This is a genomic window from Herbidospora sp. RD11066 (assembly GCF_054661255.1).
Map to the genome: position 1 here is coordinate 624,329 of NZ_BAAGDO010000002.1, position 14,078 is coordinate 638,406.

Sequence of the window (14,078 nt, forward strand, 5' to 3'; positions counted from 1 at the left end):
CTTCACAAATCGGCAAGCCACTGGTTGATCGTTTCCGCGGTGGTCTCCGCGTGGTCGCCCATCATCGAGAAGTGGTCTCCCGGCACGTCGACGACGGTGGTGGGGCTGGAGAAGAAGGTGGCCTCGGGCGGGGCGATGACCGGGAACCCGTCCGGGGTGTCGGCGGCCCGCAGGTGCAGCAACGGGGTCGCGGTCGGGGGCAGGTCCTGCCAGCGCAGGTCGAGGTAGTGGACGGTGGCGGTGAGCCAGGTGTCGTCCTTCGCGTAGTCGGCGGTCAGCGCGAGAGTGGTGTCGAGGAAGCCGGGCCACTCGCCGGAGAACCCGTCGGGGCCGACGGCCGGGGTGTCCAGCAGCACGATCCCCTCGGGCGCCCTGCCTTCCTTCTCCAGGTGGGTGGCCAGCGCGTAGGCGACCAGTCCGCCGGTGGAGTGCCCGGCGAGCGCGAACGGCCCGTCGGGCAGCTGTCCGGCCAGGACCGCGACGAGGGCCTCGACGTCGGCGGGGAGCGGTTCCGTGCCGAGGAACCCCGGTTCCCGCAGCACGGTCACGTCGCGCACGCCCTGGAATCCGCCGGCGATCCGGGCGTACTCGCGCACGCCCGACCGGCCGAAGAACGAGGTGAGGAAGACCAGCCCGGGGGCGGCCGGGCCGCGGGCGACGTGGAGTGCGTCCGGCGGGGTGCCGGCGTCGGCGGGTCCGTGGAAGGTCGGGCGGAACGTGGCGAGCCCGGTGATGAGTTTCACCGCTTCCGCCGACCGGCCCGCGCGGGCCGCCTCGGCGTACAGGCCGCTGAGCGAGGTGCCGGGGTCGGCGGCCGGGGCGGTGACGGCGAGTTCGGTGCGCAGGTGGCGGGCGAGCAGTGCGGGGGTGGCGTGGTCGAAGACGATCGAGCCGGGCAGCCGCAGGCCGGTCAGGGCGTTGAGGGTGTCGCGGAACTCGATCGCGGTCAGTGAGTGGAAGCCCTGCTCGATGAAGCCGAGGTCCATGTCGATCGCGTCCGGCGAGTCGTGCCCGAGCACGGTGGCGGCCTCGGCCCTGACGAGGTCGGCGAGGATCCGGTCCTGTTCCGCCGATGAGGAGGCGGCCAGGCGCCGGGCCAGCGAACCGTCCACCGCCGCCTGGGCGGGGGCCGCGGGGATCCGCTCGCCGATCAGCGGGCTCGGGCGGCGCAGGGTGAAGATCGGCGCGAACCGGGCCCAGTCGATGTCGGCGACCGTGAGCAGGCCCTCGTCACCGTCGATCGCCTCGGCCAGGTGGCCGATCGCGAGGTCCGGATCCATCGGCCGCACACCCATGCGCTCCATCTGGACGGCGGCCTCACCGGCGCCCATCCCGTCGCCGCCCCACACACCCCAGGCGACCGACGTCGCCACCAGCCCTTGGGCGCGGCGTCGCGCGGCCAGGCCGTCGAGGTGGGCGTTGGCGGCGGCGTAACCGGCCAGCAGGCCGCTTCCCCAGGTCGCGGAGCCGGAGGAGAACAGGACGAAGGCGTCGAGGTCGGTGGTGAGTTCGTCGAGCAGATCGGCTCCCACGGCCTTGGGGCCGAGGACGTGGGCCAAGTCCTCTACGCCGAGGTCGCGTACCGTGCGGTCGAGCGAGACACCTGCGGCGTGGAAGACGGAGCTCAGGCCGGGGATCCGGGCCAGCACTCCGGTCAGGTCGGCGCGGTCGGCGCCGTCGCAGGCGAACACCTCGACCGTGGTCCCGAGGGCGGCCAGGTCGGCGGCCAGCCTTGCCACGCCCGGCGCGGCCGGGCCGGAACGGGAGGTCAGCACCACTCTCCGCGCGCCCCGACCGGCGACCCATCGGGCGACCCGGGCGCCGATCGAACCCGTACCGCCGGTGACGAGCGCGGTTCCCCGGGGGTGCCACGGTTCGCCTTCCGGAGAGGGACCGGCCGGGACCATCCGCCGGGCCAGGACGCCCGCGCTCCGGATGGCGACCTGGTCCTCGCCGCGACCGGCCAGCACCGCGCACAGCCGGGCGCCGGTTCGTTCGTCCACGACTTCGGGCAGGTCGATCAGGCCGCCCCACTGGTCGGGGTGCTCCAAGGCGACGACCCGGCCGAGACCCTGGATCTGGGACTGGAGCGGACTCTCCTGGGTGAGCACCCACAGCGGGACGCCTACCCCGGCGTCGGTCAGGGCTTGGGCCAAGGCGAGAGTGCCCGCCAGGCCGGCGGTCACGGGTGAGCCGGGCAGCGGCGTCTCGTCCAGGGCGAGGAGCGAGACGACGCCGGTCACCCCGGCGGGCAGGCCCTTGGCGGCCAGTGAGGTGCGGTCGAGTTCGTCCGGGGTGACCTCGACGACCGTCACCTCAGCCCCCGCCGCGATCATCGCGTTCACACAGCCGTTCGCGATGTCGCCTGCGGCGTGCGCGGCGGGGACCACCACCAGCCACATCCCGTGGAGCGCGGCGGGCTCGGTGTCGGGCAGCGGTGCCCAGGTGACGCGGTAGCGCCAGGACGGCGTCGGTGGTTCCACCCGCTCCGGGAGCAGCCAGTAGGGGCGGCGCTGGAAGGCGTAGGTCGGCAGGTCGACGTGGGTTCCCGCTGGCAGGACCCTCGTCCAGTCGACCGGGACGCCGCGCACGTGGAGACGGGCCAGCGCCGCCGTGACGGCGGCCGGGGCGTCCTGGTCGGGGCGGAGCATCGAGATGAACGCCGCCTCCTGGGTGAGGGCGGCGGCTCCCAGTGCCGACAGGGTCGTGTCGGGGCCGATCTCGACGAAGGTCCGCACTCCTTGGGCGGCCATGGTGGTGACGGCGTCGGCGAACCTGACCGGGTGCCGGGCCTGGTCGGTCCAGTAGCCGGGGCCGGGGTCGGTGACCGGGGTGCCGTGCAACGCGCCGATCCAGGTCGTGGCAGGGGCGGAGTGGCGCAGTCTGGCCGCGACCTCGCCCAGTTCCGCGAGCATCGGGTCCATGTGCGGGGAGTGGAAGGCGTGGCTGACCCGCAGGCGGCGCACTCTCCTGTTCTTCAGGCGCCAGGACTCCATGACCGCGTCGACCGCGTCTGCGTCGCCGGAGACGACGACCGACGTCGAGCCGTTGACCGCAGCCAGGGAGACGTGCTCCAGGTCGATCTCGTCTTCGCTCGCCTCGATGGCGGCCATCGCGCCGCCGGGGGCGAGCGACTGCATCAGCCGGGCCCTGACCGCGACCAGCGCGCAGGCGTTCTCGAGGGTCAGCACCCCGGCCGCGTACGCTGCGGCGATCTCGCCGACCGAGTGACCGGCGACAGCGTCGGGGACCACACCTGCGTCGGCCAGCAGGGCCAGCAGGCCGGCCTGCACCGCGAACAGGCCGGTCTGCGCGTACACCGTCTGGTCGGCCCGCTCGTCGGCTTCGCGGCCCAGCACCACATCCCTGATCGAGAGTCCCAGCATGACCTCCAGCAGGGCGGCCGCCTGGTCGAAGGACCGCGCGAACACGGGGCTGGCGGCGTACAGCTCACGGCCCATCCCGGCCCGCTGCGCGCCCTGACCGGCGAACACGAACCCGACCCGGCCCCCACCTGCCGAAGTACCGGCGACGACCGATGGGGAGGTCCGGCCTCCTTCGATGGCGGACAGTCCCGCGAGCAGTTCGTCGCGGTCGCCGCCCAACGCCACCGCACGGTGCCCGAAGGCCGAGCGGGTGGTGGCCAGCGACCATCCCACGTCGCTGGTGCCGAGGTCCCGGCGGGTCCGCACGTGCGCGGCCAGCCGGGACGCCTGCGCGGCCAGGCCGTCGGCGGTGCGCCCAGAGAGCGGCCACACCGACGGCCCCCCGGTCAGAACCGGCACGTCGGATGCGACGGCGTCAGAGCTCGAAGGGGCCTCCTCGATGATCACGTGGGCGTTGGTGCCGCTGATCCCGAACGCCGACACCCCCGCCCGGCGGACCCGGCCGTTGGCCTTCCACGCCACCGGCTCGGTCAGCAGGCGCACGTCACCGGCGGACCAGTCGACGTGCGGCGACGGGACGTCGGCGTGCAGGGTGGCGGGCAGCAGGTCGTTGCGCAGCGCCAGCACCATCTTGATCACCCCGGCGGCGCCCGCTGCGGCCTGGGTGTGCGCGATGTTCGACTTCACCGACCCGAGCCACAGGGGCCGTTCCCTGTCCTGCCCGTACGCCGCCAGCACCGCCTGCGCCTCGATCGGGTCGCCCAGGACCGTGCCGGTGCCGTGCGCCTCGACCACGTCCACATCCGCCGGGAGCATCCCCGCGTTGGCCAGCGCCGCCCTGATCACCCGCTGCTGTGAGGGGCCGTTCGGCGCGGTGAGGCCGTTGGAGGCGCCGTCCTGGTTGACGGCGCTGCCGCGCACCACGGCCAAAACCGGGTGGCCGTTCCTGCGGGCGTCCGACAACCGCTCCACGACCAGCACACCGGCGCCCTCGCCCCAGCCGGTCCCGTCGGCTCCGGCGCCGAACGACTTGCACCGGCCGTCACCGGCCAGGCCCTGCTGGACCGCGAACTCCGCGAACGCCGCCGGAGTGGCCATCACCGCCACACCCCCGGCCAGCGCCAGCGAGCACTCACCCGCCCGGAGCGACTGGACGGCCAGGTGCAGCGCCACCAGCGACGACGAGCACGCCGTGTCCACCGTTACGGCGGGCCCCTCCAGGCCCAGCGAGTAGGAGACCCGGCCCGAGATCACGCTCATGGCGTTCCCGGTCATCATGAAGCCCTCGGTGCCCTCCGCCGCCGCGCCGAGCCCGTATCCCGAGGCGGACGCCCCGGAGAACACGCCCGTGCGGCTGCCGCGCAGCGACTCGGGGTCGATCCCGGCCTGCTCCAGCGCCTCCCACGAGACCTCCAGCAGCATCCGCTGCTGCGGGTCCATCGCCAGGGCCTCACGGGGGCTGATGCCGAAGAAACCGGCGTCGAACTCGGCGGCGTCGTACACGAAACCGCCCTCTCCCGCCGACAGGTCCCAGCCCCGGTCGGCGGGGAACCCGGCGACCGCGTCGGTACCGCTGACCAGCAGCTCCCAGAAGTCCTCGGGCCGCCGGACCCCACCGGGGAAGCGGCACCCCATGCCCACGACGACCACCGGATCGGCGGCGTCGACCGGCCCGGCCGCGACTTCGGCCCGGACCTCCGGCAGCACGCCCAGCAGCTCGCCCCGCAGGAGAAGCACGGCCTCACGGGGGCTCGGGTGGTCGAAGACCAGGGTGGCCGGGAGGGTCAGGCCGGTCGCCGCGTTGAGCCGGTCGCGCAGTTCGACGGCCGACAGGGAGTCGAAACCGAGGTCCCGGAACGCCCGGCCCGGCTGCACCACCTCGGCCGCCTCGGCCGGGTCGTAGCCCAAGACGGCGGCGGTCTCCGCCAGCACCAGCTCCGTCAGGATCCGCTCCTGCTCCAGCGGCGGGACGCCGGACAGCCGCTCGCCCAGAGGACCGCGAGCCGTCGCCGTGACGACGGCCGGGACCGCCGCCTCGGTCAGACCGGCGATCAGTGGGCTGGGACGGCGCAGCGTGAAGACAGGGACGAACGTCTCCCAGTCGATGTCGGCCACGGTGACCACGCCCTCGTCGGCGTCGAGCGTCGCGGCCAGGGCGGCGATCGCGCGGTCGGGGTCCATCGTCCGGACACCGCGCCGCGCCATCTGCGCGCCGGTGGCGGCGTCACGGGAGCCGAGCCCGCCGCCGCCCCACAGGCCCCAGCTCACCGACGTCGCGGTCAGGCCGCGGGCGCGCCGGTTCTCGGCCAGGCCGTCGAGGTGGGCGTTGGCGGCGGCGTAGGCCGACTGGTGCCCGCTGCCCCAGATGGCGGCGATCGAGGAGAACAGCACGAACGCGTCGAGGTCAAGCCCGGCGGTCAGTTCGTCGAGGTGCGTCGCACCGGCGGCCTTCGGCGCCAGCATCGCGGCGAGGTCGTGCGGGCCGCCGGTCTCCAGGGCGTTGCCTTTTTCGGTTCCGGCGGTGTGGAAGATCGAGGTCAGCGGCGTGCCGATCCGGGCCAGCAGCCCGGCCGTCTCGGCCCGCTCGGCGGTGTCGCAGGCGATCACCTCGGCCCGGGTTCCGGCCTCGGCCAGCTCCGCGGCCAGCCTTGCGGCACCCCGGGCCGCGGGGCCGGAACGGCTGGAAATCACCACATGCTGAGCGCCGCGTCCGGGCAGCCAGCGCGCCACCCGGCCGCCGATCGCGCCGGTGCCGCCCGTCACCAGGACGGTGCCGTGCGGTTCCCACCGGCGGTCACCCGTCGGCCGCGCGCTCCGGACCAGGCGCCGGGCCGTGATCCCCGACCCCCGGATCGCGACCTGGTCTTCGCCGCACCCGGCGAGCACCGCGCCCAGTCGCGCCACGTCCCGTTCGGTCAATTCTTCCGGTACGTCGACCAGACCACCCCACCGGTCGGGATGCTCCAGCGCCGCCACCCGTCCCAGACCCCAGACCTGCGCCTGGACGGGATCGGTCACCGCCCCGGTCACGACCCACAAGGGGGCGCCCACTCCGGCGTCCCCGAGCACCTGGATCAACCCCTGGGTGGCGGCCAGCCCCGACGGCACCGACGGATGTCCCGGCAGCGGCGCCTCCTCCAGGGCCAGCAGCGACAGCACCCCGCTGAACGCGGTCGACCGGTGCCCGCCGAGCAGCGCGCCCAGCGACTCCCGGTCCACGTCGCCCGCTCCGGCGACGACCTGGATCACCGTCGCGCCCCGCCCGGTCAGCGCCCGCACGCACGCGTCGGCCCGGCCGAGTCCGGCCGCACCGGTCACCACCAGCCAGGTGCCGGTCAGCGCGACCGGTTCGGGATCGGCGATCGGCTCCCACGACACCCGGTAGCGCCAGTCGGCGACCGCCGACGCCTCCCTGTCCCGCCGCCGCCAGGACGCCAGCAGCGGCACGACCTCGCTGAAAGGACGCTGCGCGTCCACGTCGAGCGCCCCGGCCAGACCGGTCAGGTCGCCGTGCTCGACGGCGGCCCAGAACCGGGCCTCGGCCTCGGTGCCGCCGCCGGTCTCAAGCTTCGCGGCCGTCTCCTGGGGCCAGAACCACTGGTGCTGGAAGGCGTAGGTGGGCAGTTCGGTCCGCCTTCCGGCGGGCAGAACGGCCTGCCAGTCGACCTTCACGCCCCGGACGTGCGCGTGGGCCAGCCCGGTGAGCACCGCCTCGGCGGCGGGGAGGGCCGGGTTGAGCATCGGGACGAAGTGCGCGTCGAGGACCGCTCTGCCCATGGCGGACAGGGTTCCGTCGGGGCCGATCTCGACGAACACCGTGACGCCCTGGGCGGCCATCGTGGTGATCGCGTCGGCGTAGCGGACCGGGCGCCGTGCCTGGCGGGCCCAGTATCCGGCGTCGGGCGCGGCGAGCTGCTCACCGGAGAGCGCGCCGATCCACGTCGTGGCGGGGGCGGAGTGCCGTAGTTGTGCGGCGACCTCGCCGAGGTCGGTCAGGATCGGGTCCATGCGTGCGGAGTGGAAGGCATGGCTCACCCGCAGGCGCCGCACTCTCCTGTCTTTCAGGCGCCATGACTCGACGACGGCGTCGACCGCGTCTTCGTCGCCGGAGACGACGACCGACGTCGGGCCGTTGACCGCTGCCAGGGAGACGTGCTCCAGGTCGATCTCGTCTTCGCTCGCCTCGATGGCGGCCATGGCGCCGCCCGGCGGGAGGTCCTGCATCAGGCGGGCGCGGGCGGCCACCAGGCGGCAGGCGTCCTCCAGGGTCAGCACGCCTGCGGCATGGGCTGCGGCGATCTCGCCGACCGAGTGGCCGGCGACCACGTCGGGCACCACTCCGGCCGCCTTGAGCAGGGCGACCAGGCCGACTTCCACCGCGAACAGGCCGGTCTGCGCGTACAAGGTCTGGTCGGCGACATCGGGACCGGCGTCGCGGATCGGCAGGCCCAGTTCGGCCTCGATCAGGTCGGCCGCCCGGTCGTAGGCCGCCGCGAACACCGGGGAGGCCGCGTACAGCTCCCGGGCCATGCCCGCGCGCTGGGCGCCCTGACCGGCGAAGACGAAGCCGACCCGGCCCGGCCTTCCGGCGGGGACCTCGCCCGTGACCACGCGGCTCGCCGGGCGTCCCGTCGCGAGGGAGTCCAGGTCGTCGCCGAGAACCGCCGCGCGGTGTTCGAAGGTCGATCGGGTGGTGACGAGTGACCAGGCCACGTCGGCGGGGTCGAGTTCCGGCCGGGCGCTCAGGTGCGCGGCCAGCCGGCCGGCCTGCGCGGCCAGGCTCTTGGCCGACCGTCCCGACACCAGCAGCACCGGCGGTCCTTCTGCCAGAACCGGCACGTTGGACTCGACGGTCTCCGGAGCGGGCGGGGCCTCCTCGATGATCACGTGGGCGTTGGTGCCGCTGATACCGAAGGCCGACACCCCGGCCCGGCGCGGTCGGTCGCCCGCGGGCCAGGACTCCTGCTCGGTCAGCAGCCGGATGTCACCGGCGTCCCAGTCGACGTGCGGAGACGGCTCGGCCGCGTGGAGGGAGACCGGGAGCAGGCCGTGCCGCAGGGAGAGCACCATCTTGATCACCCCGGCGGCGCCCGCGGCGGCCTGGGTGTGGGCGATGTTCGACTTCACCGACCCCAGCAGCAGCGGCCTGCCCTCCGGCCGGTTCTGGCCGTAGGTGGCGAGGAGCGCCTGGGCCTCGATCGGGTCGCCGAGCACGGTGCCGGTGCCGTGCGCCTCGACCACGTCCACGTCGGCTGCGGTCAGGCGGGCACTGGCCAGGGCGGCCCTGATGACCCGCTGCTGCGAGGGGCCGTTGGGGGCGGTCAGGCCGTTGGAGGCGCCGTCCTGGTTCACGGCGCTGCCGCGTACCAGGGCCAGCACCGGGTGTCCGTTGCGCCGGGCGTCCGACAGCCGTTCCAGCACCAGGACGCCGACGCCCTCGGCCCAGCCGGTGCCGTCGGCGTCGGCCCCGAACGACTTGCACCGGCCGTCGGAGGCCAAGCCCTGTTGCAGTGCGAAGGCCGCGAACGGCGCCGGGGTCGCCAGCACGGTCACGCCGCTCGCCAGCGCCAGCGAGCACTCACCCGCCCGGAGCGCCTGAGCGGCCAGGTGCAGCGTCACCAGCGACGACGAACACGCCGTGTCCACCGTCGCCGAAGGTCCTTCCAGGCCCAGCGCGTAGGAGACCCGGCCCGCGAGGACGGCCCCGGCGGTGCCGGTGAGCAGGAAGCTCTCCGAGCCGCTGCCCTCCAGCCCGGCGCCATAGCCGGTGGGGGTGCCTCCGGCGAAGACGCCGGTCTGGCTGCCGCGCAGCGAGCGCGGTTCGATGCCCGCCCGCTCCAGCGCCTCCCACGAGACCTCCAGGAGCATCCGCTGCTGCGGGTCCATCGCCAGCGCCTCGCGCGGGCCGATGCCGAAGAACGCGGGGTCGAAGTCGCCCGCGCCGTACACGAAACCGCCCTGACCCGCCGACGACTCGGTGCCCCAGCCTCGGTTGGTCGGGAAGCCGGAGACCGCGTCGGTGCCCGAGACCAGCAGCTCCCACAGCTGGTCGGGGCTGTTCACGCCGCCGGGGAGGCGGCAGCCCATGCCCACGATCGCGATCGGGTCGTCGTCCGTCCCGGCGATCGGCGCCGCAGGTGCGGCCGGGACATCGGCCTCATCGCCGAGGAGTTCCGCCCTCAGGTGACGCGCCAGCTGGTCGGGCGTCGGATAGTCGAAGATCAGGGTCGCCGGGAGCCGCACCCCGGCGATCGCGGAGAGCCGGTTCCGCAGCTCCACCGCGGTCAGGGAGTCGAACCCCAGGTCGCCGAACGCGCGGTCGGCCTCGATCGTGTCCGGCGAGGGATGGTGCAGCACCGCCGCCGCCTCGGCCCGGACCACGCCGGTGATGATGTCGTGCTGGTCGGCCGCCGGTCGGCCCGTCAGTCGTGCGGCGAGCTCTCCCACCGGGCGCGCCGCCACCGCGCCCACCTGGACGAGCGCCCGCACGTCGGGCAGGTCCCTGAGCAGCGGGGCCTGGTCGGGGTCGGTCAGGCCACCGGCGATCTGGGCCCAGTCCATGTCCGAGACCGTCAGCGTGGCCTCGCCGCCGTCGAGCGCCTGGCCCATCACCTGCAACGCGACGTCGGGGTCGAGCGCCCTGGTCGGCCCGCTGCCGACCCGGTGTCGCACGGTGTCGTCGGAGGCGGCCATCCCGCCGCCCGCCCACGCGCCCCAGGCCAGTGACGTCGCGGCCAGCCCTCGTGCGCGCCGGTTCTCGGCGAGGGCGTCGAGGAAGGCGTTGGCCGCCGCGTAGTTGCCCTGCCCGCCGCCGCCGAAGGTGGCCGCCGCAGAGGAGAACAGCACGAACGCCGACAGATCCAGCCCGGCCGTCAGCTCGTCGAGATGCGCCGCCCCACCGGCCTTCGCCGCCAGGACGCCCTCCAGCCGGGCCGGGCTCATCCGGTCGAGCACGCCGTCGTCGAGCACCCCCGCCGTGTGGACCACGCCGGTCAGCGCCGGCCCGATCCACCTGACCAGCCCGGCGACGTCGTCCTTCCTGGCCACGTCGCCGGACACGACCGCGACGGCCGTGCCCTGTTCCGCCAGTCGCGCGGCCTGGTTCGCGGCGCCCGCCGCTCCCGGCCCCGACCTGCTCCACAGCACCACCCGCGCCGCGCCGCGTCCGGCCAGCCATGCGCCGGTGTGCCGCCCGAGCGCGCCGGTCCCGCCGGTCACCAGCACTGTTTCGGGTACGACCTGAGCACTCCCCCCGATCCCGCGAGGCGCCCGCACGAGCCGGCGGGCCCGGATCCCGGCGGCCCTGATGGCCACCTGGTCCTCACCGCATCCGGCGAGCACCCCGGCCAGCCGGGCCCCCGTCCGGGAGTCGAACGTCTCCGGCAGGTCGATCAGACCGCCCCAGCGGTCGGGGTTCTCCATGGCCGCGACCCGGCCGATGCCCAGGACGTGCGCCTGCACCGGACGCGTCAACGCGTCGTCGGCGCCGACGGACACGGCACCCCGGGTCACCATCCACAGCGGCGCACCGATGCCCGCGTCCCCCAGCGCCTGGATCAGTCCCACCGATCCGGCCAGCCCGACCGGCACGCCGGGGTGACCGGCCAGCGGCTCCTCGTCGAGGGCCAGCAGGGACAGCACACCCGCGAGCGGGGTGTTCGGCAGCAGTTCTCTCAGTGCCTCGCGGGAGACGTCGTCCCCGGCCACGACGACCGTCGCGCCCAGCACTTCGGCGCAGCGTCCGGCCAGTTCGGTTCCGGCCGGTCCGGTCACCACGAGCCACGGTCCGATCGGCCGGGACGGCTCGGGATCGGGGATCGGCACCCACGAGATCCGGTAGCGCACGTCGGCGGAACGGGCCTCCTCACGCTCCCGCCGCCGCCACGACGCCAGCACCGGCAGCACGTCGCCGAAGGGACGGTCGGCGTCCACCTCCAGCGCGCCGCTCAGCCCGGCCACGTCGCCCCGCTCGACCGCGGCCCAGAACTGGGCCTCCATCGCCGAACCGGAACTCACCGCGGCCGGGCCTGGCACCGGCCAGAACCGCTGGTACTGGAAGGCGTAGGTGGGCAGGTCGACGCGCCGTCCGGCCGGAAGAACCGCCGCCCAGTCGACCGTCACGCCCAGGACGTGCGCCTGGGCCAGCCCGGTCAGGACGGCCTCGCGCGCCGGAAGCGCCGGGTTCAGCATCGGGACGAAATGGGCGTCGAGCACCGCCCCGCCCATCGCCGACAGGGTTCCGTCGGGGCCGATCTCGACGAAGACCGTCACCCCGAGACCGGCCATCGTGGTCACGGCGTCGGCGAACCGGACCGGGCCCCGGGCCTGACCGGGCCAGTAGCCGGGCTCGGGCGCCGTCATCAGCTCACCCGTCGACGTCGAGGCCCACGGCACGGTCGGCGCCGCGTACGTCAGCCCGGCGGCGACCCGGCCGAGGTCGTCCAGGACCGGGTCCATCCGCGCGGAGTGGAACGCGTGGCTGACCCGCAGGCGTCGTACTCGCCGGCCTCTCGAACGCCAGGACTCCACGACGGCGTCGACCGCGTCTTCGTCACCGGAGACGACGACCGACGTCGGGCCGTTCACCGCAGCCAGGGAGACGTTCTCCAAGTCGATCTCGTCCTCGCTCGCCTCGATCGCGGCCATCGCGCCGCCCGGCGGGAGGTTCTGCATCAGCCGGGCGCGGGCGGCCACCAACCGGCACGCGTCCTCCAGGCTCAGCACGCCTGTCGCGTGGGCTGCGGCGATCTCGCCCACCGAATGACCGGCGACCACATCCGGCACCACACCGGCCGCCTTGAGCAGGGCGACCAGGCCGACTTCGATGGCGAACAGGCCGGTCTGCGCGTAAAGGGTCTGGTCGGCCAGGTCGGGGCCGACGTCGCGGATCGGCAGGCCCAGTTCGGCCTCGATCAGGTCGGCCGCACGGTCGTAGGCCGCCGCGAACACCGGCGAGGCCGCGTACAACTCCCGGCTCATTCCGGCGCGCTGAGCGCCCTGACCGGCGAAGACGAAGCCGACCCGGCCCTCGCGGGCCTGTCCCGAGATCACGTCGGCCGATGAGCGGCCCTCGGCCAGTGCGGTCACTCCGGCGAGCGGCGCTCCCAGGACGACCGCCCGATGGTCGAGCGTCGCCCGGGTCGTGGCCAGGGACCAGGCGACGTCCACCGGATCGAGGGTCGCGGAGGCGCGGGCCAACCGGCCCGCCTGGGCGGCCAAGGCGGTCTCGGTGTGCCCGGAGACCAGCCAGACCGGGGAGGTTCCGGTCAGCACCGGCAGGTGTTCGGCCGTCGGCGCGTCGTCGTCGAGAGGGGGCGCCTCCTCGATGATGACGTGGGCGTTGGTGCCGCTGATCCCGAAGGCCGACACGCCCGCCCGGCGCGGCTCGCCGGTCGACGGCCACGGCACCGGCTCGGTCAGCAGCCGGGCATTCCCCGCGCTCCAGTCGACGTGCGGCGACGGCTCGTCGGCGTGCAGGGATTCGGGCAGCAGGTCGTGCCGCAGCGCGAGCACCATCTTGATCACTCCGGCGACGCCCGCCGCCGACTGGGTGTGCGCGATGTTCGACTTCACCGACCCCAGCCACACCGGGCGGTCCTCCGGCCGGTCCTGGCCGTACGTGGCCAGGAGCGCCTGTGCCTCGATCGGGTCGCCGAGCACGGTGCCGGTGCCGTGGGCCTCCACGACGTCCACGTCGGCGGCGGTCAGGCGGGCGCTCTCCAGCGCGGCGCGGATCACCCGCTGCTGGGAGGGGCCGTTCGGGGCGGACAGGCCGTTGGAGGCGCCGTCCTGGTTGACCGCGCTGCCGCGCACCACGGCGAGGACCTGGTGGCCGTTCTTGCGGGCGTCCGAGAGCCGTTCCAGCACCAGGACGGCGGCGCCCTCACCCCAGCCGGTGCCGTTCGCCCCGGCGCCGAACGACTTGCACCGGCCGTCGGAGGCGAGGCCCTGCTGGAGGGCGAAGCCGATGAAGGAGCCGGGCGTCGCCATCACGGTCACGCCGCCCGCCAGGGCCAGCGACGACTCGCCCGACCGGAGCGACTGCACCGCCAGGTGCATGGCCACCAGCGACGACGAACACGCCGTGTCCACCGTCACCGCGGGACCTTCCAGGCCCAGCGAGTAGGAGACGCGGCCCGAGATCACGCTGGCCGCGGTGCCGGTGAGTAGGTAGCCCTCCGAACCGCTGCCCTCCAGACCGGTGCCGTACCCGAGGAAGCTGCCGCCGGCGAAGACGCCGGTCCTGCTCCCGCGCAGGGACCTCGGCTCGATGCCCGCCCGCTCCAGCGCCTCCCACGAGACCTCCAGCAGCAAGCGCTGCTGCGGGTCCATCGCGAGCGCCTCACGCGGCGAGATGCCGAAGAACGCCGGGTCGAAGTCGCCCGCGTCGTGGATGAACCCGCCCTGGGCCGCCGACGACGTGGCGCCGTCGAGCCCGAGGGCGCCGAGCATGGCGGTGTCCCAGCCCCGGTCGGTGGGGAAGGCCGAGACGGCGTCGGTGCCGGAGGCCAGCAGCTCCCAGAAGTCCTCCGGGCCGCGGACACCGGCGGGGAACCGGCAGCCGATCCCGACGATCGCGATCGGCTCGCGCAGGGACGCCATGAAGCGCTTGTTCTGGCGGCGCAGGCGCTCGTTGTCGACCAGCGATCCGCGTAGCGCCGCGACCAGGTCTTCCTTCTCAGATGCCACCGT

1 protein-coding gene is annotated in these 14,078 nt (G+C 74.4%); it reads right to left on the reverse strand.

All coding sequences use genetic code 11. From position 1 onward, the window contains the following. Window positions 1–2 precede the first annotated feature (2 nt). On the reverse strand, window positions 3–14,075 hold the full coding sequence (locus tag ACYQ78_RS09240) for a type I polyketide synthase (RefSeq protein ID WP_459800321.1): 14,073 nt from the start codon (window positions 14,073–14,075) through the stop codon (window positions 3–5). Between the last annotated feature and the right edge of the window lie 3 nt (window positions 14,076–14,078).